This window comes from Bacillus cereus group sp. MYBK220-1, assembly GCF_051916445.1.
Taxonomy (GTDB): domain Bacteria; phylum Bacillota; class Bacilli; order Bacillales; family Bacillaceae_G; genus Bacillus_A; species Bacillus_A cereus.
The window spans coordinates 586,404-609,538 of the sequence record NZ_JBQAGQ010000004.1 but is presented as its reverse complement, the minus strand read 5'-3'; the positions used below and the strand labels follow the sequence as shown (position 1 = coordinate 609,538).

The window sequence follows — 23,135 nt, the reverse complement described above, 5'->3', positions numbered from 1 at the left end:
CCGCCTTTTCACTTTTTAATAGTTTTCTTTATCCTATCACATCAGCTATTCTATAAGAAGAGAGAGAACTTTCATAACTTATTGGTTTTACAGAAGAAGGGAGCAAACTTATGCAACTATTTCATAAAGCAATCAATCGACGTGGAACGCATAGTATAAAATGGGATACATATAAAAACGAAGAACTTATCCATGCTTGGATTGCTGATATGGATTTTGAAGTACCAAAACCAATCCAAGCTGCCTTAAAACAACGAATCGAACATCCGATTTTTGGCTATACACTTCCTCCCGAAAATATTGGGAATATTATTTGTAACTGGACAAAACAACAATACGACTGGGATATTCAAAAAGAATGGATTGTCTTTAGCGCCGGAATCGTTCCAGCTCTTAGTACGAGCATACAAGCTTTCACAAAAGAAAACGAATCCGTTCTCGTACAACCACCTATTTATCCTCCATTTTTCGAAATGGTCACAACAAACAACAGACAGTTATACGTGAGTCCATTACAGAAACAAAATGATACATATGTGATAGACTTCAAGCATTTAGAAAAGCAGTTTCAGCAAGGCATCAAACTCATGCTTCTTTGTAGCCCTCATAACCCAATCGGGCGCGTTTGGACGAAAGAGGAACTTTTGCAGCTCGGATCGTTATGTACTAAATATAACGTAATCGTTGTGGCGGATGAAATTCATTCCGATATTATTTATGCAGATCATACACATACACCGTTCGCTTCCTTATCTGAAGAATTAGCAGAGCGCACTATCACTTGTATGGCTCCAAGTAAAACATTTAATATCGCTGGATTACAAGCATCGATTATTATCATTCCAAATGAAAAACTCCGTCAAGCCTTTACATCTATCCAATATAGACAAGGCTTCCACGGATTAAATATCTTCGCTTATACAGCGATGCAAAGTGCCTATACAGAATGTAATGATTGGCTAAACGAAATTCGATTATATATAGAAGATAATGCTCAATTTGCTTGTGAATATATTAAAACTCACATACCTGCTCTTTCCGTAACGAAGCCAGAAGGTAGCTTTTTATTATGGATTGATTGTTCTCGTCTAAAGCTTTCTCAAAACGAGCGTACTGCATTACTTGAGGAAAAAGGAAAAATCATTGTTGAACCTGGTGAGAAATACGGGTTAGGTGGCGAAGAACATATTCGAATTAATATCGGCTGTCCACGATCTGTTTTAGAAGAAATTTTAAACAGACTGCGTCATACGGTTTCATAATAAGAAAGGAGTCTGTCCCCCTAATCATTCTTGGACAGACTCCTTTGTCATATTTTGTCAGTAAGTCGATATATTTCAAGTTACGGTCGATATATTCCAATAATCGCTAATATATTTTCAATTACATTTCACAAAGAAAGCTACCATTCACGGTAGCTTTTACTTTTTCTTCATATCCGATGCTTTTTTTACAATTACGCCACAAGCAATTCGATCCCCTGATTTACCTGTCGGTTGAGTCATACCATCATCAGGGTTTTCTGTAATAATAATAGACGCTCCATCTTTTCTATGAATCGTCGTTTTTCCTTCTTCAAGTGTGATGTGTGGGGCATTAATTTCCGCCTTAATCTTTCCAGAACCATCTGCAACTACGTTCGGTAAATCACCGTTTTCTGCACCCTTCGGATTAAGAAGACCATGTTTTTTATCATCTGGATTAAAATGATTTCCAGCTGATTCAAAACGAGGTGCTTTACACTCTCCAATTTCGTGTACATGTAGTCCGTGCGGGCCTGGCGTGAAACCTTCCCCTTTAATCGTAATTTTCACTCCACTTGTTTGCTGAACTACTTTCGCAGTCCCTACTTCATCACCTGAAGCATTATGTAATTTCACTTCAATTTCTTTCGGCTTTCCTTGGTCACAACCTGCCATCAGAAATAATAAACAACAACTGAAAAAAAGCCGTTTCTTCATTCTATTCCCTCCAAAATATATTCTGCCCTTAGATTGTCCGAGCATAGAGGGAAACATACAAAAATGCATTACTGTTTCTTTTCAGCTAATAGTTTTTCTTCAACTTTCTGCAATCGCTCTGCTTCTCTTTTTGATACACGAATAAACATGCGCCACGTGGCAATAGCACCGATAATAAATAGAACGCAAACAATCCCTGGAATAATATATTCTGTTTTATCTTCCGGAAAATATAAAGGCATCATATAGAACACTCCTTATTATAGGATTTATAAAACATCAGAATTTTCTGTTATATCATTTTAAATTATAGTGGAACCTATCCATATTCTCAAGGGGCGTTCTGAAAGCAAATGATTTCTTTGACTCCTTCTCCTACTTTCCTTACTATAAACTTGAGGTGAAAAATATGAGAGAAACATTTGAAATTGGCGAAATCGTTACTGGTATTTATAAAACAGGAAAATACATTGGCGAAGTTACAAATAGCCGCCCTGGCAGTTACGTCGTAAAAGTATTAGCTGTTTTAAAACATCCGGTGCAAGGTGACTTACATAACGTAAAACAGGCTGACGTACCATTTTTCCATGAAAGACGCGCTTTAGCTTTCCGTGAACAGACGAACATTCCAGAGCAAATGGTGAAAAAATATGAAGGAGAAATTCCGGATTATACCGAGTCACTAAAATTAGCATTAGAAACTCAAATGAATTCATTTTTTGAAGATGATTCACCTTTTGCAGAGCGTAGTCTAGAAACATTACAACAGTTAAAGAAAGACTACAAACTCTAAAAAACAAAACGACCAAATTACATAATGTGCAATTTGGTCGTTACTGTGTGCTCACTTTCTTTAACACTTTTGAAAAATCAACGAGTTCTCCTAATGTTGGAGGTGCTGGCTTTACTAAATACTCTTTATCTTTTTCTACTAGTTTAAAAATATTGTACGTCGTCATCGCATCATCAAGCGCACAATGATGCTTCCCTGTCCCTACTTTTCCATACGCCTCAATTGCTTTCCATAATCCTGTTTGATTTCTTTCTCCAAAAAACTTCTTATACTCAAGCGATAAATCACGACACTGTCCGAAGAATGGAAAAGCTATCCCTGCCATCTCACAATTATGCTTCAGCACTTTCATATCCATATTTCCCCACGTTACAATTGTCGGTTTACATTTCGTTTCGTATTCTGCAAGCTTCTTAACGAGTTCAGGAAATGAAATCCCTTTATCTACGACTTCTTGTTTTATTCCCAAAAACTTCTTACATCGATCCGTTAAAGAGGGAAATGTTTTCGGCCTGACATGTGATGAATACGTATCTTCTACCTTACAGCCAGCAACTGAAACGAGTCCTACCTCAATAATCTCTGGAAAAAATCCTTTCGGTTTCTTTCTATGCTGGGGCATCGTAAACTCAAAGTCTAAAAATAAAAATCGTTGTTCATCCATACGATCCCTTCCTTATCATTTTTGTCATTCCTTTCTATTTGACACTCCTACACGAACAAGCTCGAATGCTAATTCCATTTTAAATATTCAGATTGGATGTATCTTATATATATGTCAAATGCCCACAAATATTTTAAAAAATAAGAAAAAATGACCTATGCAGAAAATATGACAAAATCTCTCCTTTCATTTACATCCGCAGTTTTTCTACTTTATAATGACGTTATGTGTGTTTCATCTAGTTAATATTTGACACACTAAGAAAAATGAATGAAAGGAGATGAGATCTTTGCACGAAACAACGCAAGAACTCGCTAACTGGCAGTATTATTTTGCTATCGCAGTCTTTTTAATTACATATGCCATTATTATTTCTGAAAAAATTAATCGCGCTGTCATCGCACTTCTCGGTGCAGCATTCATGGTAATTGTGGGGGTCGTCGATTTACATAACGCCTTTACGAAACATATTGAATGGGGAACGATTACGCTACTCATCGGTATGATGATTTTGGTGAACATTACGAGTAAATCAGGTGTTTTCCAATACGTTGCCATTAAAGCAGCAAAAGGGGCACAAGGAAATCCAATTAAAATTTTAATTTCCCTTTCCCTACTTACCGCGCTTGGCTCCGCATTTTTAGATAACGTTACAACTGTACTTCTTGTTGTTCCAGTTACTTTATCTATTACGCGCATACTGCAAGTAAATCCTGTTCCTTATTTACTTTCTGAAATTATTTTTTCAAATATAGGAGGAACAGCAACATTAATTGGTGATCCACCTAATATTATGATTGGTTCTGCAAATAAGCATTTAGACTTCAATGCTTTCCTATTGAATCTAGCACCAATCGTAATTATTATTATTGCAGTTACAGCGATAATACTTTACTTCATGTATCGCAAACAATTAATTGCCGATCCTGTACAAGTTAAAAAATTAATGAGCTTAGATGAAAAACAATACATTAAAGATCCAGTATTAATGAAAAAATCTTTAACGGTACTTGGACTTACAATTGTAGGTTTCATGACTCATTCTATTTTCCATATCGATGCCGCTATTATCGCCTTAACTGGTGCTACTGTACTTATGTTAATTGGTGTGAAAGAGCATGAAATTGAAGAAGTATTTGCAAGCGTAGAATGGGTAACAATCTTCTTCTTCGCAGGGCTATTCGTACTTGTTGGAGGACTTATCGATATCGGTCTTATCAAAATGTTAGCTCAAAAAGTAATTGGTATAACAGGCGGAGATATTTCTTACGCATCCATCCTTATTTTATGGGTATCTGGTATCGCCTCTGCAACAATTGATAACATCCCATTCGTTGCAACAATGATTCCACTTATTAACGATATGGCAGTTGGGCTAGGCTTATCACCATCTGACGCACAAATCGATGTATTATGGTGGGCATTAGCACTAGGTGCTTGTCTGGGCGGAAACGGAACATTAATCGGAGCTTCTGCTAACGTAATCGTTGCAGGTATAGCGAGCCGCGAAGGACATAAATTTAGTTACATGGACTTCCTAAAAGTCGGTTTCCCAATTATGATCGTTTCATTAATCATTTCTCACATTTATATTTATTTACGCTACCTTATGTAGTAAAAAAAGCGCTCTGATAATCAGGGCGCTTTTTTACTTATATCTAAAATATATCGACTTATCAACAAAACGAAAAATCTACTCTTTATATCTCACCGGTTCATTCCGAATAATAAATAAATGAATCGGTAAGAACACCGAAAATGTGATTACATGAATAATCGTAAATAATATAGAGTTCGTTCCGTATCTGTCTAAAATAGCGTAGATAAGATAAATGGACAATACAATCGATACAGCTGTTGCTAGTAAACTTATAATTGGTACGAAATTAAAAATAAAACATGCAACATATATGCCGAATACTTTCCACCCTGCCTCTTCTTTCAAAAAATCTGGTAATTTATCTTTCGCTAAGTCACCCCATGTCTTACTATTCAAAAACGGAATAAACGCAAGCACCCCGTCCGTTGCACCATCATTTTTCGCCATCGAATAAAGTGCAAAAGCCGTTAACAAATATGAAATAATTGCCCAAATCAATATAACAAGAATAAACGCAAAACTAAGAGCAAAGAAACCTGCTAATACGCCTTGATCCTCCATCTTATCCTCTCCTCTCTACTTTCAACATATTTCATTACATTGCAAGTTATGTTTTAAAATTTATCCAAACTCTTTGTATAATAAGAGAAGAAAGAGAATAAGAGAGGAGCAACACTTATGCATCCATTTGTAAAAGCATTACAAGAGCATTTCACAGCTCATCAAAATCCTGAAAAAGCAGAACCTATGGCTCGTTATATGAAAAATCACTTCCCATTTCTAGGTATTCAAACACCGGAAAGACGCCAATTATTAAAAGACATCATTCAAATACATACTCTCCCAGATCAAAAAGACTTCCAAATTATCGTACGTGAGCTTTGGGACTTGCCAGAACGTGAATTCCAAGCGGCCGCACTTGATATTATGCAAAAATATAAAAAGCATATAAACGAAACTCATATCCCCTTCTTAGAAGAACTGATTGTCACAAAATCTTGGTGGGACTCTGTCGATAGCATCGTCCCTACATTTTTAGGCGATATCTTTTTAAAACATCCAGAATTAATTTCTGCCTATATTCCAAAATGGATTGCATCAGATAACATATGGTTACAACGTGCCGCTATTTTATTCCAACTAAAATATAAACAAAAGATGGATGAAGAACTTCTTTTCTGGATTATTGGACAACTACACTCTTCAAAAGAATTTTTCATTCAAAAAGCGATTGGCTGGGTCCTTCGTGAATATGCAAAAACAAATCCGGATGTAGTTTGGGAATACGTTCAAAACAATGAGCTCGCTCCATTAAGTAAGCGTGAAGCAATTAAGCATATTAAAGAAAATTACGGAATAAATAATGAAAAAATAGGCGAGACTCTATCATAGATAGACGCGTTCCTCTATTGAGATTTAAAAAAGAACGTGTTAGAATATGTTCATTATTATTAATATAAGTAGCGATGACGGACTTATAAGTACTTGCATAAAAAGCGATTCAGGGATAGTGAAAGCCTGAAGCCGCAAGGAAACGGCAGTCCCGAGCAATACATGATAAAGTGGATGCACCTTTTGTGTATCAACTAGGGTGGAACCGCGGGCAAACGCTCGTCCCTAGGCAAATAAGCCTTGGGATGAGCGTTTTTTTATGTTCTTTTTAGCATATACTGCTCGTTTCCAAAGTATCAGAGTATGTCATCGCCAATACGTTAACTTTCAAAAGGAGGATTTTCTTATGTATTCAATGGAACAAGTTGTAAACTTAGCGAAACATCGCGGTTTTGTTTTCCCTGGTTCTGAAATTTACGGTGGTCTTGCAAACACTTGGGATTACGGTCCACTTGGAATCGAATTAAAAAATAACGTTAAAAAAGCTTGGTGGAAAAAATTCATTCAAGAATCTCCACACAACGTTGGTTTAGACGCAGCTATTTTAATGAACCCTAAAACTTGGATCGCTTCTGGTCACGTTGGTAACTTCAACGATCCAATGATTGACTGTAAAAAATGTAAAGCTCGTCACCGTGCTGACAAATTAATTGAGGATGCTTTAGATGCAAAAGGCATCGAAATGGTTGTTGACGGTCTTACTTTCGACCAAATGGCTGACTTAATGAAAGAACATGAAGTAAAATGTCCTGATTGCGGTAGTGAAGAATTCACTGAAATCCGTCAGTTCAACTTAATGTTCAAAACATTCCAAGGTGTTACAGAGTCTAGCACAAACGAAATCTTCCTTCGTCCTGAAACAGCACAAGGTATTTTCGTAAACTTCAAAAACGTTCAACGCTCTATGCGTAAAAAGCTTCCATTTGGTATCGGCCAAATCGGTAAGAGTTTCCGTAACGAAATCACGCCTGGTAACTTCACATTCCGTACACGTGAATTCGAACAAATGGAACTTGAATTCTTCTGTAAGCCTGGTGAAGATTTAGAGTGGTTTGCATTCTGGCGTGAAACTTGTAAAAACTGGTTACTTTCACTTGGTATGTCTGAAGAGAGCATGCGTCTTCGTGACCACGGTGAAGAAGAGTTATCTCACTACAGTAATGCAACAACTGACATTGAATTCAAATTCCCATTCGGTTGGGGCGAACTTTGGGGCGTTGCATCTCGTACAGACTTCGACTTAAAACGTCACATGGAACATTCAAACGAAGACTTTAACTATATTGATCCACAAACGAATGAGCGTTACGTGCCATACTGCATCGAGCCATCTTTAGGCGCAGACCGCGTAACATTAGCATTCTTATGTGATGCATATGAAGAAGAGCAATTAGAAAACGATTCTCGTACAGTTCTTCGTTTCCACCCTGCTTTAGCACCATACAAAGCAGCTATCTTACCATTATCTAAGAAGCTATCTGAAGGTGCTACTGAAGTATTCGCAGAATTAGCTAAAGACTTCATGGTAGACTTTGATGAAACTGGTTCTATCGGTAAACGTTACCGTCGTCAAGACGAAATCGGTACACCATTCTGTATCACATACGACTTCGACTCAGTTGAAGACAAAGCTGTTACAGTACGTGACCGTGACACAATGGAACAAGTTCGTATGCCAATTAGCGAACTAAAAGGTTTCTTAGAGAAGAAAATCCAGTTCTAATTATAAGAAAAAGAGGCTGCTCATAAGAGCGCCTCTTTTTTACTTTTCACGTTTTTCTTTAATTGCTACTGTACATCTTGATATACATAGTAAATCATCATTTTCATCAATAATGCGAACATCCCAAACCATTGTCGATTGTCCTCTATGTATTGGTGTTCCAATCGCTGTTACAATTCCATCTTTCTTTGAGCGAATGTGGTTCGCATTAATTTCTAATCCGAAACAAATACATTTTTCTTGATCAATTAAATTATATGAACCAACACTTGCCACTGTTTCTGCTAATGCAACCGATGCACCACCATGTAAAAATCCAAATGGCTGATGCGTACGCTCATCAACAGGCATCGTAGCAACCACCTTATCTTCTGTCATCTCTAACAACTCAATTCCAAGTGAATCCATTAAAGTTTTTGCCATATCGCTTCTCCCTTCTCTTACTTTAATTAAATGTATAATTTTACCTATTTATTTTCAAACTACTTATAACACTTATATAAGGAGGCTTCACCTAAATGAAACAGAAATTTTGTATATTACTGCTTATGTTCTCCTTGCTGACTATTGTACCAAATTGTGCAATAACAGCCAAAGCATCTAACCTGACAATCGATGTTAAGACTGTAACGCAAAAAGGTAAGAAACCTTATATAGAATATCAAATAAACAGGCCTTCTTTTCACAAATTTTCTGACTCTAAATTTCAAAATAAACTCAATTTATACTACAAAAAATCCACTGACAAATTTAAAACCAAATTAGAAAAAGAAGCAAAAAAATATTATAAAGAGACAGAAGGATCTAGTACACCATTTCATCCGTACGTAGCAAATGTTGATTATAAAGTCTCTTTAAACAAACCACCTTTTCTTAGCCTATATGTGAATTACTATCAATATACTGGCGGAGCACACGGTCTTTATACGTGGAAGGCAAATACATTCGATTTAAACGAAAAAAAGGTACTGCACTTAGACGATTTATTTGAACAAAAGGATAAATATAAAGATGTAATCCGTGCGGAGATTGTACGACAAATTAAACAAAATGAAAGCATTTATTTTCCTGATGCAACTGAAAAAGTAATGAGTATGAAAAAATTCCACTTCTTTTTAGAGCCAGACAATCTCGTCATTTATTTCCCTTTATATGAGATTGCTCCCTATTCAAGTGGAATTCCGCAATTTCGTATTCCATATACGTTGCTAAGAGACTATTTAAAGCCTTCTTATCAAAATATTTTGATTGACAACAAGTAAATATTTTCGCTACGATAATGTTAACCTAAAAACAACAGGAGGTTAACATTATGAGAAGATTTCATGTTTTAGATTTAGCATTAGCTGCCATGTTCGTTGCTCTTATGGCAATCGGTGCAAATATTGTATCTTGGGCACCATTCCTTCAAGTAGCAGGCATCCCATTATCTATGCAACCATTTTTCGCAATTTTAGCAGGTCTTCTTCTTGGAAGTAGACTTGGTGCCTTATCCATGACTGTATATATGCTCGTTGGCGTAGCCGGCGCACCAATCTTCGCTAACTTCAAAGCTGGATTTGGAGCACTTTTAGATCCTACTGGTGGTTTTATTATCGCATTTATTATCGTTGCTTACGTATCCGGAAAACTAGTAGAACAAAAAGAAAGACCAACATTCATTACATTTGCAATTGCCTCTTTCACAGGAATTATTTTAACTTATATAATCGGTACTACTTACATGTACGGGGCAGTCAATCTCTTTATGGGCGGTAATATGAGCTATAAAGCTGCTTGGATGATTATGATGTGGTTTGCAGTAAAAGATATTGCATTTACAATTATCGGTGCTATTATCGCACCTCGCATATATTATGCTGTGCGTCGTTCTGCTTATCAGCATTCTCATTCGACGATTTCATAATAAAAAAATGAGTTATTTCAGTATACTGAAATAACTCATTTTTTATTATGACTCTTGATTCGCTTGTTCTTCTAAAATTTTCTTCATCATTGCAACCATGTCATCACGTAATTCTGGGTGTTGCAGGGCCATTTCAATTGTCGTTTGAACGAATCCTAGCTTTTCACCTACGTCGTAGCGCTTTCCTTCGAAATCGTAGGCAAATACACGTTGGATTTCATTTAAGCTTTGGATTGCATCTGTTAACTGAATTTCACCACCAGCACCGACATGTTGCTGTTCTAAGAACATAAAGATTTCAGGCGTTAAAATGTAGCGCCCCATAATCGCTAAGTTTGAAGGAGCTGTACCTTGTGCTGGTTTTTCAACGAAATTGCGAACTTGGTAACGACGACCTTCTTGTTCTAATGGATCGATAATTCCATAGCGATGTGTTTCCGACTCCGGAACAGTTTGTACACCAATAACAGAAGAAAGTGTTTTTTCATACTCATCCATTAATTGACGTAAACACGGTTTCTCAGCTTGGACAATATCATCACCTAGTAACACTGCAAATGGCTCATCACCAATGAATTTACGTGCACACCAAACAGCATGTCCTAGTCCCTTCGGCTCTTTTTGACGGATGTAATGAATATCTACCATTTTTGAAGAAGCTTGTACTTTTTCAAGCAACTCATATTTTTTCTTCTCTAATAGGTTTTGTTCTAGTTCAAATGCGTTATCAAAATGATCTTCGATAGAGCGCTTTGTTTTACCAGTAACAATAATAATATCTTCGATTCCCGATTTCACTGCTTCTTCTACAATGTATTGAATCGTTGGTTTATCTACTATCGGTAACATTTCTTTCGGCATTGCTTTCGTTGCTGGTAAAAAACGTGTTCCTAATCCAGCTGCTGGGATTATCGCTTTTCTTACTTTTTTCATCACAAAATACCCTCTCTCCTGTCGGAATCAATAGCAATTATTTCCTACATAAAACAAAAGGGAGATTTCGCTCCCTTTTGTTCCTTACTACTTAAAATTACTTTGTATTATAAACGATTCATAATGTCTTCTTTAATAGTAAGTAACTTTTGTTCACTATTTTGTAAAGAACTATCTTTTACACCAAAGTAAAACTTAATCTTCGGCTCAGTTCCAGATGGACGTAGGCAGAACCATGAACCATCCTCTAATTGATATTTTAACACATTTGATTTCGGTAAGTGAATCTCTTCTTTATGTCCATCTTGTAAAGATGTAACGATGCTTGCTTTATAGTCTTCCACTGCTACGACTGTTAAGCCCGCTACTTCTTTCGGAGGATTCTCACGGAACGTTGCCATCATCTCTTGGATTTTTTCCGCTCCATCTTTTCCTTTTAACGTTAACGATACAAGGTCTTCACGGAAGAAGCCGTATTTCTCAAATACTTCTAATAGACCGTCATATAACGTTTTCCCTTGTGATTTGTAGTATGCAGCTACTTCACATGCAAATAGGACAGATTGTACTGCATCTTTATCACGGCAGAATGGGCGGATTAAATAACCATAGCTTTCCTCATAACCGAATTGGAATTCATATTGTCCGCTTTCTTCATACTGCCTAATTTTCTCACCGATAAATTTAAATCCAGTTAACGTATCAACTGTATCTAAACCGTATGCTTTCGCAATTGTACGACCAATCTCAGACGTTACGATTGTTTTTAATACGACACCGTTCTCCGGAAGCGTTCCGTTTTCTTTCTTTTGAGATAGTAAGTAATCAAGCATTAATGCACCTGTTTGGTTTCCTGTTAATACTTGGAACTCACCATTATGATTGCGCACCGCTACACCTAGACGATCTGCGTCAGGATCAGTTGCGATTAATACATCTGCGCCTACCTTTTCACCGTCACGAATGGCATACTCAAACGCTGCGTGCTCTTCTGGGTTCGGTGATTTTACTGTAGAGAAGTTTGGATCTGGTAACTCTTGCTCTTTTACAACTGTTACATCTGTAAATCCAACTTCTTTTAAACCACGGCGTACAGAAATATTTGATGTTCCGTGTAATGGTGTAAAGACGATTTTTAAGTCTTTACCAACCTTTTGCACCATTTCTTTATTAATGATGACATTGTTCAATTCTGCAGCATATGCATCATCTACTTCTTGTCCAATAATATGTAATAAACCGTCAGCTTTTAATTGCTCTACATTAGCGACTTCAACTGTTAATTCATCTTCTACTGCATTTACGTAGCTAATTAACTCATCTGCTTCTTTTGGAGGTAACTGTCCACCATCTTCACCGTATACTTTGTATCCGTTATATTCAGGTGGATTATGGCTTGCCGTAAGAACGATTCCACTTACTGTATGTAAATGACGAACTGCGAAAGAAAGTACTGGCGTTGGACGTAAGCTTTCAAACACATATGTTGTGATACCGCGTGCCCCAAGTGTAGCAGCAACTTCCATTGCGAACTCAGGTGATTTATGTCGAGAATCATAGGCTACAACAACACCGCGTTTTTTCGCTTCCTCACCTAATTTTTCAATAAAGCTTGCTAATCCTTTTGTTGCTTTACGAACTGTATATACGTTTAAACGGTTCGTACCAGCACCAAGTTCACCACGCATACCACCTGTACCAAACTCTAGATTTTTATAAAAGCTATCCTCGATTTTCTTCTCATCTTGCTTCATATTTTCTAGCTGTTCTTTTAATTCTGCATCTAATTGTGCGTAAGAAAGCCAGCGACTAAATTCTTGTTTCCAATTCATTCTTCTCTCTCCTCTCGCTCGTCATACCTTTATTATATGAAAAAAACATGCTGTATCTCAATATTTTATAAAATCTAGTAGGATTTTACTAGGAATATTTGTATACACTATTGTTAAATACTCCACTAAAGGGAATGAGGATTATGCACGAATGGGGCTTGTCAGAAGAGCTCAAAATACAAACAAAGCAAATGATTGAAATTGCTGAAAAAGAACTATCGATTATGAGGAACGCAATCGATAAAGAAGACGAATGTATTTTATGCAAAATGGAAGATATTCATCATATGTTAGCAAATGTACAAACATTGGCAGCTACATACTACATTCAGGCATATTTATCACCTTATACGGAAAGTTCATCTTTTATTACGACAGCTATCCAACATTTAAGCGCCAGAAAACATGGTGCTCTTATCGTTGTGGAACGAAACGAGACGCTTGAAGCTCTCATTCAAACTGGAACGACATTAAACGCTCATTTAACTGCACCATTACTCGAATCAATATTTTATCCAGGTAACCCTCTTCATGACGGTGCTGTTCTCGTAAAAAATAATCATATTGTCTCAGCTGCTAATATTCTTCCTTTAACGAAAAGTACAGAAGTTGATCCTGAGCTAGGAACACGTCACAGAGCTGCAATTGGCTTATCAGAAAAGAGTGATGCACTTATATTAGTTGTCTCTGAAGAAACGGGCCGTACTTCTTTTGCTTTAAACGGGATTTTGTATACGATTTCTTTATAAACACTTTTTTGAACAGCGCAGTAGTAAATGAAGTTATATCGAATTACCAACAAATATACCTACTATATCAATAAAAAAGGCTGTCTCCAAAATTTGAGACAGCTTTTTCTTCAAAAAAATTATTCTTCTACAAAATGCTCGAAAAGTATACGAATTACCTACACCATTGCTCGAGCTGACCATAAATTATTTGCTCACAGGGATGTCTAAGTACACTTGCTACTCTTTTTGTACTCAAAACATGTTTAGACCTCTTTCATAACAACTATATGTTTTCTAAAATGCTTCACTTCTAGCTATTATTTTTTATCTATTTTTAAGAAATAGTAAAAAAGGGTACTTTAGAAATCCTATCTAAAGTACCCTTTTATTAAAAATCTATTTTATTATAAAGAATAATTGGAGACTGCAAAATGATAAAAATATAGCATACTTTCAAAATTATTTATAATTATTAATATTAATATTAAACATAAAGCAACTACTTTTACACGTCTCATCACTTTAAAACCATATGCCAATAATAACGGTATTGTAAACAGCATATGTGCGCCATAAATAAATGCTTCAGATGCCCCAAAACCAATAATTCCATGTAAAACAATATTAAATAGTAAACAGAAACTTAAAAACCTTACGAAAGGCTCTTTTCTAAAGTTTTTCCATACAGCTACTATTATAAAAGCATACACAGATACAATCACAATCCACCCGATCATAGTATGCGATGGAAGTATATTTAATTGTGCGAATTGCTCACCTTGTCTTAAAGTAACTTCCGAGAATGGTCCAAAGATGAATGAAGATCCTAATAATAGATGAAATACTAATATACCTGATGGCTTAACGTATTCTGGTGAAAAACTCTGTCCTTGCGCAGCAAAGTCCATACTACCCTTTAATCCTTCGATAAGAACGACATTATTTGCGTTCATTGCTAATACAAACAGGACCACGACAATAACAATCGAAATACCAGTCCAAATAATTTTTTTCCGTAGTTTCTTATAACTCATCAGACTACCTAAAAACCACATAAACGAATTGGTTAATGTAACCCCTGTTATTACTATTGCCAACAATACATTCGCAATACTAAATCCTATTTTCGCTTCTTTTTCCCCTGTAATAAATGGATAGCATACAAAGCACATAAGTACCAATGTGAAATTTGCATAGCTAAAAGATTCTGGTGTCCACGTAATAACTAACATTGTAGCTGAAAATCCATACATGACCGCTAGTAAAAAAGAAACAATCGTATTCTTACAAATTTTACAGCATAATGTATAAATCATCACTACACTGAGCGCGCTTAAAAACGTTTGAATGAATATAATACCATGTACAATATTCCCTACTTTTACTGTCTCCAGCATCCACATGAATTGTTGAATAAAATAATAAAGGAATGGATGTCGGAACCAGGTCGCCGCTGCTACATCTACTTTTTCAAGGAAAAAGGAGATGATATAATATCCTTGATCAAAAGAAAAATAGGTATCAACCACCCAAGCTTCAATAAAAAGCTTAGAGTGAGTATCCATTTTCCAACCGATAAAAAAATAAAATGACCAATAAAAAATGAAAAGGACAAGGGCTAATATCCCCTTTCCTTTATAATCATTCCAAATATTCAATACTTCTTCTCCTCTCTACGGTAGAAATAACATAATTAGATGTGCCACGTACCCAATAACTGTTCCTAACACAAGCCCACCAAAAATCTCATGCCAATGATGTCCTTGACGCTCTCTTAATTTTTCTTCTTCCGAACTTATATGTTTATTCAACATTCTTGCATGTTTACCAACTGTACGGCGAAGTCCTGTGGCATCAATGATAACAATTGTTAAAATTGCTATCCCGATTCCAAACATCGGTGTATTAAACCCTTCATGAAACCCTATTGTCATGACCATACTTGATAAAATCGTTGTATGCGTACTAGGAAATCCACCATTTCCAACTAAACGAAAAGCATCTTTTCCAGAACGAAGATAATTCACTAAAAATTTCAATACTCCCGAAGCTACCCAAGCTATAAATGGAAGTATACAATATAAATATGTTCCCATTGCTTTACCTCCTATGATTTTGCAATAAATAAAATGCCAGCTACTATACATACCATTCCAGCAATTTTCATGAAATTGATTGTTTCACCAAATAATAATGCTGACGCAATAATAACAAATACATATCCGAAACTCACCATTGGGTATGCATAACTTAAATCCACCTTTCTCAGCACAATCATCCATAATAATGCACTTAAACCGTAAAAAGCTAGTCCGAAAAAGTTCGGTACGTTAATGAAATTCATAATACCTACAGCCGCTGAACTTTGTGATTTCATTGCGCCAAACTTTAATAAAATTTGCCCTACAACTCCCATACCAACTGATAAAATAATCATTAAAAATTGTTGCATCTCTATACTCCTTAACCGTTTATATTCAAAAAATGTTTTATTCCAAATAAAAAACGTTTAAGACACTCCTCTTAAACGTTTTAACAAACCCGAATAGAGTAATTAAAAGTTCAATAGTATAATAATAACTGTTATCGCATATAACAACACTGTTATTAAAATATGCTGATCCTCTAATAAAACTTTATCTGGTTCTCCACCTTTATCTTCCATGTGAACTAAATATAAATAACGAAAAATCCCGTAAATTACAAATGGGATTGTCCACATTAAATAGATACTTTTCCCTGCATTAAAAGTAAAGATAGCATAAGTTACAATAGTTGCCGATGTAACAATTGTACTTAATTGGTCTAACAAAGCAGGAGAATAACTTTCTAATACTTTTCTATGAGAACCTTTATTATTCTGTAACAATACTAATTCATGTCTTCTTTTATTAATAGCCAAGAATAGTGACAGTAATAATGTACATAATAAAAACCACGGTGTAAATGGCACTTGAATAACTAATCCACCGGCCAATGCTCGTAAAACAAATCCAGCTGCAATAATTAAAATATCAATGATTACAACGTGCTTTAAACGAATTGAATACGCTACATTTAAAATAAAATAGGCTGCTAATACTAAGCACAATAACGGATTTAATATATATGAAACTACTAAAGACGCTACTAAAATAACACAACCTGCTGTAATAGCAAAGTACGGATTTAATGCCCCCGATGCCATCGGTCGATATCGCTTAACAGGGTGTTGTCGATCTGCCTCAATATCCATAAAATCATTTAAAATATAGACACAGCCAGATATTGCACAAAATAGCGCAAAACAAATTGCAGCTTGTGCCACCATAGTTAAAGATACTTGTTTTATTGAAAAGACTAACGCTGCAAATACAAGCAAGTTTTTAGTCCACTGTTTCGGGCGTAACTGTTTAAAAAACAATACAACTATATTTTGTTGAGATAAAGTCCCTTCCCTCATAATAATAAGAGTGCTTCTATTTTTGTCACTCTCTTCTTTCCCTCCCTATTCAATTGTTATTTACTTCTAATACAGGGAAAATTATATCACATAAGTATAACATTGAAAATCAACTATTAAATACCAATAAAAAAGACTGCCTCAAAAATTTGAGACAGCCTTTTCTTCAAAAAATTATTCTTCTCCAAAGCGCTCCACAAGTGTTGCAAGTGTACGTACCATTGCACCAGTTGCTCCAGCTGGACCTAAGTCGTGCGCGCCTTTTGTTTCTGATGTTCCAGCGATATCTAAGTGTACCCACGGTGTATCTTCAGCGAATTCGCCTAAGAATGTACCTGCCATAACCGCATGTCCTTCACGGCCTGGTGAGTTATTTAAATCAGCAAACTTACTGTTTCGAACGCGTTCTTTATCACGATCAAAAATCGGTAGTTGCCAAATTGGCTCATCTGTTTCCATAGAAGCCTCTAGCACTTGCTCAAATAACTCTTCATTATTTGTCATTGCGCCTGTCGTATAGTTTCCAAGTGCAACAATTACACCGCCTGTTAATGTTGCAACATCAACAAGGTAGTTTGCACCAAGTTTTTTCGCATACGTAATACCGTCAGCTAAAGCTAGACGACCTTCTGCATCCGTATTTAATACTTCAATTGTTTTTCCGCTCATAGATGTAATTACATCGTCTGGCTTAAATGCCGTACCACTTACAACGTTATCAGTTGAAGGAATAACAGCGATCACATTTTGTTCTGGGCGAAGTTCACCGATAATTTCCATCGCACCTAATACAGCAGCTGCACCACCCATATCACCTTTCATACCGACCATGCCTTCACGTGGTTTTAAAGAATAACCACCTGTATCGTATGTAATACCTTTTCCAACGAATCCAATGACATCTGTCCACTCTTCTTTTCCTTTATAAATAAGAGCAATCATTTTTGGTGGCTCTACACTACCTTGGTTTACTGCAAGCAACGCACCCATACCAAGATCTTCCATCTCTTCTTTCTCAAGAACTTTATAGTCCATATCATACTTCTCCGCTAATTCAACAGCATACTCAGCAAGCTTTGTCGCTGTTAATACGTTTGGCGGCATATTTACAAGTGTACGAGCTGAATTTGTTGCACGTCCATGTACGTAGCCAACTGTTAATGCGGCTTCAATTTCTTGTGCATCTTCCGCTGTAATAGCCGTGAACTTCTCTAACTCTACACGATCCTTTTTATCTGATTTATACGTTTGTAATTCATATGTACCAAGGCCTTGTACCTCTGCTGCAATATGAGCGACATCAATCGCCTCTAATTTCTCTGTTACGAAAGAATCAAGTAAGATTGCTGCATCTTGTACTTTTGCTACTTGCAGTGTTTTAAATGCCTTACCAAGAGCCGCACGTAACGTTTCTGTCGTGTAAGACTCTTTCTTGCCTAAACCAACAAAGTAATAACGTTTCACATTTGTTTTTCCTAAGCTATGTACTTTCGAAATGGCCTTTTTCTTCGTAGATAATTCTTTCTCTTCTAGTAAAACTTGTAATTGTCCTTCAAACGCTTTGTCCAGTTCTTGTACAAAACTACTCATTTTCTCTTCTTCAAATAAAGCGACAATTACTGCTTCGTGACCTGCTAATTCTTTTTGTACTTGAAACATGTTCAGACCCCCTAAATTTCTCTAACACCATTATAACTTTATTTTCGATAAAATGCGACAATTCTAACTACAGTTATATGTCGTGTAAAATCCCCTCCATTATGAAATAAGCCAAGAAAAAAAGTCTAGCGTAATTACGACTAGACTATCTTTGTTTTAAATATTGACCACGAAACACTTGCATCGTTTCGTCTTGATTTAACATCGTTAACTCTTCTTCTGTAAACTTACCATTTCCTACTTTTACTACGTACACATTTACTTTTTTCTTACCCCATTGGCTATAAACATCTTTCACCGTATCATAATATAGATCAAGACGGTTTCCTTTTATTGCACCGCCCTTATCAGCTACTACACCATACCCATAACCTGGTACGAATAAAATTGTTCCAATTGGGAATACGCGTAAGTCCGCTGCGATTGTGGAATATAAATCCCTTTTCGCCTTAACACCTGAATATGTAATACCATACTCCGGATGTCCCGGCCTCTTACCAGTTGACTCAATTCCCGACGTATAACCTGTTGCAGTCATTTCAATTGAACGATATTTAGACCAGTCGTTTGCCTGCTCTAAAGCATTTATCACTTCTTTACTCGGAGCAACATTTCTCTTAACTTCTGCTGCATGTACTTCTTTTGCACTCGTTCCCTCATACTTCTTTACAATCTCTAATAAAGAAACTCCTGTGAAAGCATTCCATGTTACGCATAATGCAATTGCAAGTAAACAAGTCATCATAATGCGAATACAATATCGTTTTAACATTTTTATATTCCACACTCCTTCATCGTTAATCATTCCCTATACCATGAAGGAATATGCAAAAAAATAATCTCCAACTTAATTGGAGATTAAAACATTTGATATCCGCTTTTCCGAAGTTTCTTGATTACGACTCCTGCTAAAGCAGCCCCTACTAATCCAGTAGATAGAATAAATACGTCTGCTTGTCCTAAGTGCGATACACTTGTCCCAAATGAAGAAAATGTTTCTTTCGGTTTTGAAAAATAATCCCACATACTCGCTTTATTAATAATAAGCATACAAACAATCGGATACACAATAACCATTACCCAAGTAGCTCGCAAAATCATGTTGAGTAAAAATCCAATTCCAAAGAACAAAATAAAGAATAACATCATTGAAATAAGTAGTACCGGTATACTCACTCTTTTCCCCTCTCCTTCGCACGTGCCGTAAATACGTGATAAGCTGTATAACCAAATGGTTCGCCTGGATTTAATGTTTTGTCCACTTCAAGATGTAGTTCTGATCTTCCTTCTAACAAATATTTAATAAGCACAGACGTATTCGGATCGTCTACAATCTTATCCGGATGTAAGAACGCCACTTCAGACAATTCTTTCTCCTGTATAATAATATTTTCTCCTTCAGGCTCCAAAAGAAAAATAATCATATTATCACTAATCTCATTACGAATAACACCCGATCGAACACCAATGATCCCCTTCACATGAGCGACAATGCCTGTCTCTTCTAACACTTCGCGTTTCACAGCTTCATCAACCGTCTCACCTTCATTTACAAAACCAGCCGGTAAAGACCATTTCCCTTTTAATCCACTGTATTTCTTCTTAACAAATAGCCACCTACCATCTTTTGTAGCTACTAAACCACTAACAGCCAGCCATACCTTCCCTCGTTTCTCCATGATGTAATAACCTCCTCTTTCAGAACGGACAGAATATTCTTTCTTTTTATATTATACTATATTTTTAATATGAAAAAAGCAGAAACAGCTCTTAGCCGTTTCTGCTTTTTCTAATATATATTAAAAGAACTTTAATTTACCTTTTTTAAGAACTAATAAAGGTCCACCTAATAAGAATAGGTAACGGTTATCGATTACTTTCTTCATGAAGGAAGCTTTCCAACCTGTTAACTTTTTACCCATAACAACGCCCATTGCATCGTCATGACCTAAAGAACATACAGATCCTTTATTATCAAATGCGAATTTCTTCATTTCGCCTTTACCACGAACTAATACAGTTAAGTTGTGTGCAATATTGTAACCTTGTTGAATTGCGATTTGTGCTGTTGGTGGGTATGGACGGTTAATTTCTTCATTAATGATTAACGCTGCGTCACCAACCATGAATACATCTTCGTATCCTGGAGCATGCATGTACTCATCAACTTTTACACGTCCGCGCATTGCTTCAAATCCAGACTCTTCCACAATACCATTACCACGAACACCTGCAGCCCAAACTACTGTTTCAGACTTAATTAATTCAGTGTCATCGCCATTCGCAACGATAATACCTTCTTCAGTTGCTTCTTTAATTGCTGTACCGATGCGGAATTCTACACCTTTTTTCTCAAGTTGTTTTACAGCGTATTCTACTAACGCTGGATCGAAACCTGGAAGTGCTGTTGGAGCAGCTTCTACACAGATGATACGTGCTTTTTCACGTGGTACATTGTACTCTTTGCAAAGTTCAGGAACACGGTTTGCAAGCTCACCTACGTACTCGATACCAGTAAATCCAGCACCACCAACAACGATTGTTACTAACTCATCGCGTTGTTCAGTTGCATATTTAGAGAAACTAGCTTCCATATGCTCACGAATTTCACGAGTTGCATTAATGTTAGCGATTGAGAATGCATGCTCTTTTAATCCTGTAATTCCGAATGTTTCTGATTCGAAACCAAGACCAATTACTAAGTAGTCATACTCTAACTCGCCGTCTTTTAAGATAATGCGTTTTTCAGCAGCTTTAATTTCTACTACTGTGTCTTGTACAAAGTTCACTTTATTTGTATCAATAACGTCTTGAATATCTAGACAGATTTTTTCATCTTGTAATGTACCAGCTGCGCTCTCGTGTAACCAAGTCGCTTGGTAGTGATAGCTGTTGTTGTTTACTAGCGTAATTTCAGCTTCATTTACAGATAATGCTTTTTGCAGACGAACAGTCGTAATCATCCCGCCATAACCTGCACCTAAAACTACGATTTTTGGAGTCTTCACCAAATCACAACCCTTTTCTTTATATAATAGTAATGAAAAATAATACCAAGTACTAAAAACTCTATTTGTCAAGAATGTGGAATTTATCACATTCTATATCATAACAAAACGCAGTCAAAAAATCGTACGAATTTTGTCATAGAAATTTAACATAATACTTCCCTATATTAGTCGGTTTTATTCCAGAATTCAAGCGTCTGGAGAATTATCAATATTTTAAAATAACATAGCGTTTTCAAGGGTTTTTTATCCTTTTTTTCATGTATTTTCCTTTCTGTATATTTTATACAATAAAAAAGAACCTATGCGAAAACTTACACACAATTCAGTCGTTTTCAGAAGTATTATGAACTCAAATATGCTATCATTTATTTGAAAGTATCATCATTTGCAGGATTTTCGTGTACATATGAACAATATATGAAATCAATATCAAAATTCCATCTATAGGGGGAATGAAAGTGGCAGAAAATCAAAAAGTTTACGACATAACAATTATTGGTGGTGGTCCAACGGGACTGTTCACAGCATTTTATGGCGGTATGAGACAAGCAAGTGTAAAAATCATTGAAAGCTTACCTCAACTTGGAGGACAATTATCCGCACTCTACCCTGAAAAATACATTTATGATGTAGCTGGATTCCCAAAAGTGCGCGCACAAGAATTAGTTGATAACTTAAAAGAGCAAATGAAGAAATTTGACCCAACCGTTTGTTTAGAAGAATCTGTCGATACGCTTGAGAAACAAGCTGACGGTATATTTAAACTTGTTACGAATAAGCAAACTCACTATTCTAAATCAGTTATTATTACTGCTGGCAATGGTGCTTTCCAACCACGCCGCTTAGAATTAGAAGGTACAGCAAAGTATGAAAAGAAAAACTTACATTATTTCGTTGATGATATGAATAAATTTGCCGGTAAGCGCGTCGTAGTATTTGGTGGCGGCGATTCAGCTGTTGATTGGACAATGATGTTAGAACCGATCGCTGAAAAAGTTACAATCGTTCATCGCCGCGATAAATTCCGTGCGCATGAACATAGCGTCGAAAACTTAATGAATTCTCGTGCAGAAGTAAGTACACCGTATGTTCCAGTTGAACTCATTGGTGATGACAAAATTGAACAAGTCGTTCTTCAGCACGTAAAAACTGAAGAAAAAGTTATCATCGATGTTGATGACGTAATTGTAAACTATGGCTTCGTTTCTTCTCTTGGCCCAATTAAAAACTGGGGCTTAGATATACAAAAAAACAGCATCCTTGTAAATTCAAAAATGGAAACAAATATTCCTGGCATTTACGCTGCTGGTGACATTTGTACATATGAAGGAAAAGTAAAACTCATTGCTTGCGGCTTCGGTGAAGCACCAACAGCAGTAAACAATGCAAAAGCTTACTTCGATCCAAATGCAAAACTTCAACCAATGCATAGCTCAAGCATGTTTTAATATGTAAAAATAAAAGCTCCTTCCATACGTGGAAGGAGCT

General features: G+C 36.2%; 25 protein-coding genes. 9 read left to right on the top strand and 16 right to left on the bottom strand.

From position 1 onward, the window contains the following. Window positions 1–110 precede the first annotated feature (110 nt). A complete protein-coding gene (locus ACTFRU_RS20525) occupies window positions 111–1,262 on the top strand; it encodes a MalY/PatB family protein (protein ID WP_016123670.1) in 1,152 nt (383 codons plus the stop codon). Between the two features lie 159 nt (window positions 1,263–1,421). On the opposite strand, the gene sodC is transcribed toward ACTFRU_RS20525, so the two are convergent. Together sodC and ACTFRU_RS20515 are read right to left on the bottom strand one after the other, a co-directional pair. After that, window positions 1,422–1,961 carry a superoxide dismutase [Cu-Zn] gene (sodC, locus tag ACTFRU_RS20520; protein ID WP_006922350.1) on the bottom strand — a complete coding sequence of 180 codons (540 nt, stop codon included), beginning with the start codon at window positions 1,959–1,961 and terminating at the stop codon, window positions 1,422–1,424. Window positions 1,962–2,029: 68 nt separating this feature from the next. Then, on the bottom strand, window positions 2,030–2,206 hold the full coding sequence (locus tag ACTFRU_RS20515; RefSeq protein WP_000982757.1) for a hypothetical protein: 177 nt from the start codon (window positions 2,204–2,206) through the stop codon (window positions 2,030–2,032). 164 nt (window positions 2,207–2,370) lie between these two features. Between ACTFRU_RS20515 and ACTFRU_RS20510 the strand changes: the two genes are divergently transcribed. Continuing rightward, complete coding sequence (locus ACTFRU_RS20510; protein ID WP_001209342.1) at window positions 2,371–2,754, top strand: kinase-associated lipoprotein B; 384 nt, start codon at window positions 2,371–2,373, stop codon at window positions 2,752–2,754. Between the two features lie 40 nt (window positions 2,755–2,794). Here ACTFRU_RS20510 and kapD read toward each other — a convergent pair whose 3' ends face one another. After that, window positions 2,795–3,418 (bottom strand): 3'-5' exonuclease KapD, encoded by a 624-nt coding sequence (gene kapD / locus ACTFRU_RS20505; RefSeq protein ID WP_000344356.1) that lies wholly within the window; start codon window positions 3,416–3,418, stop codon window positions 2,795–2,797. A 289-nt stretch (window positions 3,419–3,707) separates the two neighbouring features. Here kapD and ACTFRU_RS20500 point away from each other — a divergent pair, with 289 nt between their 5' ends. Continuing rightward, window positions 3,708–5,033 carry an ArsB/NhaD family transporter gene (locus tag ACTFRU_RS20500; RefSeq protein ID WP_000545207.1) on the top strand — a complete coding sequence of 442 codons (1,326 nt, stop codon included), beginning with the start codon at window positions 3,708–3,710 and terminating at the stop codon, window positions 5,031–5,033. A 78-nt stretch (window positions 5,034–5,111) separates the two neighbouring features. Here ACTFRU_RS20500 and ACTFRU_RS20495 read toward each other — a convergent pair whose 3' ends face one another. Continuing rightward, the gene (locus ACTFRU_RS20495; protein ID WP_000390061.1) at window positions 5,112–5,579 is read right to left on the bottom strand and encodes a hypothetical protein; all 468 of its coding nucleotides are present in this window, start codon (window positions 5,577–5,579) and stop codon (window positions 5,112–5,114) included. Window positions 5,580–5,696: 117 nt separating this feature from the next. Between ACTFRU_RS20495 and ACTFRU_RS20490 the strand changes: the two genes are divergently transcribed. Beyond that, window positions 5,697–6,410 (top strand): DNA alkylation repair protein, encoded by a 714-nt coding sequence (locus ACTFRU_RS20490; RefSeq protein ID WP_025710386.1) that lies wholly within the window; start codon window positions 5,697–5,699, stop codon window positions 6,408–6,410. 346 nt (window positions 6,411–6,756) lie between these two features. Then, complete coding sequence (locus tag ACTFRU_RS20485) at window positions 6,757–8,133, top strand: glycine--tRNA ligase (RefSeq protein WP_000287147.1); 1,377 nt, start codon at window positions 6,757–6,759, stop codon at window positions 8,131–8,133. A 39-nt stretch (window positions 8,134–8,172) separates the two neighbouring features. On the opposite strand, the gene ACTFRU_RS20480 is transcribed toward ACTFRU_RS20485, so the two are convergent. Beyond that, on the bottom strand, window positions 8,173–8,556 hold the full coding sequence (locus ACTFRU_RS20480; RefSeq protein WP_001140612.1) for a hotdog fold thioesterase: 384 nt from the start codon (window positions 8,554–8,556) through the stop codon (window positions 8,173–8,175). A gap of 95 nt (window positions 8,557–8,651) precedes the next feature. On the opposite strand from ACTFRU_RS20480, the gene ACTFRU_RS20475 reads away from it, so the two are divergent. Further along, a complete protein-coding gene (locus ACTFRU_RS20475; protein ID WP_000810322.1) occupies window positions 8,652–9,395 on the top strand; it encodes a DUF3298 and DUF4163 domain-containing protein in 744 nt (247 codons plus the stop codon). 50 nt (window positions 9,396–9,445) lie between these two features. Further along, a complete protein-coding gene (locus ACTFRU_RS20470) occupies window positions 9,446–10,039 on the top strand; it encodes a biotin transporter BioY (protein WP_001252163.1) in 594 nt (197 codons plus the stop codon). Window positions 10,040–10,084: 45 nt separating this feature from the next. Here ACTFRU_RS20470 and galU read toward each other — a convergent pair whose 3' ends face one another. Then, window positions 10,085–10,972: a UTP--glucose-1-phosphate uridylyltransferase GalU gene (gene galU, locus ACTFRU_RS20465; protein ID WP_002097988.1), complete on the bottom strand. Its 888-nt coding sequence runs from the start codon at window positions 10,970–10,972 to the stop codon at window positions 10,085–10,087. A 107-nt stretch (window positions 10,973–11,079) separates the two neighbouring features. Continuing rightward, window positions 11,080–12,804 carry a phospho-sugar mutase gene (locus ACTFRU_RS20460; protein ID WP_001104227.1) on the bottom strand — a complete coding sequence of 575 codons (1,725 nt, stop codon included), beginning with the start codon at window positions 12,802–12,804 and terminating at the stop codon, window positions 11,080–11,082. A gap of 143 nt (window positions 12,805–12,947) precedes the next feature. Here ACTFRU_RS20460 and cdaS point away from each other — a divergent pair, with 143 nt between their 5' ends. After that, complete coding sequence (gene cdaS / locus ACTFRU_RS20455) at window positions 12,948–13,553, top strand: sporulation-specific diadenylate cyclase CdaS (protein ID WP_000545252.1); 606 nt, start codon at window positions 12,948–12,950, stop codon at window positions 13,551–13,553. A gap of 386 nt (window positions 13,554–13,939) precedes the next feature. Here the strand turns inward: cdaS and ACTFRU_RS20450 are convergent, their stop codons facing one another. From ACTFRU_RS20450 to ACTFRU_RS20410, 9 genes are all read right to left on the bottom strand, one after another. After that, complete coding sequence (locus tag ACTFRU_RS20450) at window positions 13,940–15,193, bottom strand: DUF6080 domain-containing protein (RefSeq protein WP_025710385.1); 1,254 nt, start codon at window positions 15,191–15,193, stop codon at window positions 13,940–13,942. A 15-nt stretch (window positions 15,194–15,208) separates the two neighbouring features. Then, the gene (locus tag ACTFRU_RS20445) at window positions 15,209–15,631 is read right to left on the bottom strand and encodes a divergent PAP2 family protein (RefSeq protein WP_016123673.1); all 423 of its coding nucleotides are present in this window, start codon (window positions 15,629–15,631) and stop codon (window positions 15,209–15,211) included. An 11-nt stretch (window positions 15,632–15,642) separates the two neighbouring features. Further along, window positions 15,643–15,987, bottom strand: a complete 345-nt coding sequence (locus tag ACTFRU_RS20440) for an EamA family transporter (RefSeq protein ID WP_001183889.1) — start codon at window positions 15,985–15,987, stop codon at window positions 15,643–15,645. 102 nt (window positions 15,988–16,089) lie between these two features. Beyond that, a complete protein-coding gene (locus tag ACTFRU_RS20435) occupies window positions 16,090–16,977 on the bottom strand; it encodes a decaprenyl-phosphate phosphoribosyltransferase (RefSeq protein ID WP_016123674.1) in 888 nt (295 codons plus the stop codon). Between the two features lie 174 nt (window positions 16,978–17,151). Continuing rightward, the gene (gene pepA / locus ACTFRU_RS20430) at window positions 17,152–18,636 is read right to left on the bottom strand and encodes a cytosol aminopeptidase (protein ID WP_000487952.1); all 1,485 of its coding nucleotides are present in this window, start codon (window positions 18,634–18,636) and stop codon (window positions 17,152–17,154) included. Between the two features lie 145 nt (window positions 18,637–18,781). After that, window positions 18,782–19,408, bottom strand: a complete 627-nt coding sequence (locus tag ACTFRU_RS20425) for a 3D domain-containing protein (RefSeq protein ID WP_006922360.1) — start codon at window positions 19,406–19,408, stop codon at window positions 18,782–18,784. Between the two features lie 86 nt (window positions 19,409–19,494). Then, window positions 19,495–19,812: a YuiB family protein gene (locus tag ACTFRU_RS20420; RefSeq protein WP_000027016.1), complete on the bottom strand. Its 318-nt coding sequence runs from the start codon at window positions 19,810–19,812 to the stop codon at window positions 19,495–19,497. Then, the gene (locus ACTFRU_RS20415; protein WP_000415315.1) at window positions 19,809–20,315 is read right to left on the bottom strand and encodes an NUDIX hydrolase; all 507 of its coding nucleotides are present in this window, start codon (window positions 20,313–20,315) and stop codon (window positions 19,809–19,811) included. The genes ACTFRU_RS20420 and ACTFRU_RS20415 overlap by 4 nt, the downstream gene beginning before the upstream one ends. A 120-nt stretch (window positions 20,316–20,435) precedes the next feature. Further along, entirely contained in the window at window positions 20,436–21,644 is a 1,209-nt protein-coding gene (locus ACTFRU_RS20410) for an NAD(P)/FAD-dependent oxidoreductase (protein ID WP_000856612.1), read from the bottom strand. Between the two features lie 461 nt (window positions 21,645–22,105). Between ACTFRU_RS20410 and ACTFRU_RS20405 the strand changes: the two genes are divergently transcribed. Then, entirely contained in the window at window positions 22,106–23,095 is a 990-nt protein-coding gene (locus tag ACTFRU_RS20405; RefSeq protein WP_142374164.1) for an NAD(P)/FAD-dependent oxidoreductase, read from the top strand. Window positions 23,096–23,135 lie beyond the last annotated feature (40 nt).

Excerpts from the sequence above, each read along its gene's own strand:
- ACTFRU_RS20480 (WP_001140612.1), bottom strand. The coding sequence starts at position 8,556 with ATGGCAAAAACTTTAATGGATTCACTTGGAATTGAGTTGTTAGAGATG.
- galU (WP_002097988.1), bottom strand. The coding sequence starts at position 10,972 with ATGAAAAAAGTAAGAAAAGCGATAATCCCAGCAGCTGGATTAGGAACA.
- pepA (WP_000487952.1), bottom strand. The coding sequence starts at position 18,636 with ATGTTTCAAGTACAAAAAGAATTAGCAGGTCACGAAGCAGTAATTGTC.
- sodC (WP_006922350.1), bottom strand. The coding sequence starts at position 1,961 with ATGAAGAAACGGCTTTTTTTCAGTTGTTGTTTATTATTTCTGATGGCA.
- ACTFRU_RS20495 (WP_000390061.1), bottom strand. The coding sequence starts at position 5,579 with ATGGAGGATCAAGGCGTATTAGCAGGTTTCTTTGCTCTTAGTTTTGCG.
- ACTFRU_RS20460 (WP_001104227.1), bottom strand. The coding sequence starts at position 12,804 with ATGAATTGGAAACAAGAATTTAGTCGCTGGCTTTCTTACGCACAATTA.
- ACTFRU_RS20435 (WP_016123674.1), bottom strand. The coding sequence starts at position 16,977 with ATGAGGGAAGGGACTTTATCTCAACAAAATATAGTTGTATTGTTTTTT.
- ACTFRU_RS20440 (WP_001183889.1), bottom strand. The coding sequence starts at position 15,987 with ATGCAACAATTTTTAATGATTATTTTATCAGTTGGTATGGGAGTTGTA.
- ACTFRU_RS20490 (WP_025710386.1), top strand. The coding sequence starts at position 5,697 with ATGCATCCATTTGTAAAAGCATTACAAGAGCATTTCACAGCTCATCAA.
- ACTFRU_RS20425 (WP_006922360.1), bottom strand. The coding sequence starts at position 19,408 with ATGTTAAAACGATATTGTATTCGCATTATGATGACTTGTTTACTTGCA.
- ACTFRU_RS20485 (WP_000287147.1), top strand. The coding sequence starts at position 6,757 with ATGTATTCAATGGAACAAGTTGTAAACTTAGCGAAACATCGCGGTTTT.
- cdaS (WP_000545252.1), top strand. The coding sequence starts at position 12,948 with ATGCACGAATGGGGCTTGTCAGAAGAGCTCAAAATACAAACAAAGCAA.
- ACTFRU_RS20475 (WP_000810322.1), top strand. The coding sequence starts at position 8,652 with ATGAAACAGAAATTTTGTATATTACTGCTTATGTTCTCCTTGCTGACT.
- ACTFRU_RS20510 (WP_001209342.1), top strand. The coding sequence starts at position 2,371 with ATGAGAGAAACATTTGAAATTGGCGAAATCGTTACTGGTATTTATAAA.
- kapD (WP_000344356.1), bottom strand. The coding sequence starts at position 3,418 with ATGGATGAACAACGATTTTTATTTTTAGACTTTGAGTTTACGATGCCC.
- ACTFRU_RS20525 (WP_016123670.1), top strand. The coding sequence starts at position 111 with ATGCAACTATTTCATAAAGCAATCAATCGACGTGGAACGCATAGTATA.
- ACTFRU_RS20445 (WP_016123673.1), bottom strand. The coding sequence starts at position 15,631 with ATGGGAACATATTTATATTGTATACTTCCATTTATAGCTTGGGTAGCT.
- ACTFRU_RS20470 (WP_001252163.1), top strand. The coding sequence starts at position 9,446 with ATGAGAAGATTTCATGTTTTAGATTTAGCATTAGCTGCCATGTTCGTT.
- ACTFRU_RS20515 (WP_000982757.1), bottom strand. The coding sequence starts at position 2,206 with ATGATGCCTTTATATTTTCCGGAAGATAAAACAGAATATATTATTCCA.
- ACTFRU_RS20415 (WP_000415315.1), bottom strand. The coding sequence starts at position 20,315 with ATGGAGAAACGAGGGAAGGTATGGCTGGCTGTTAGTGGTTTAGTAGCT.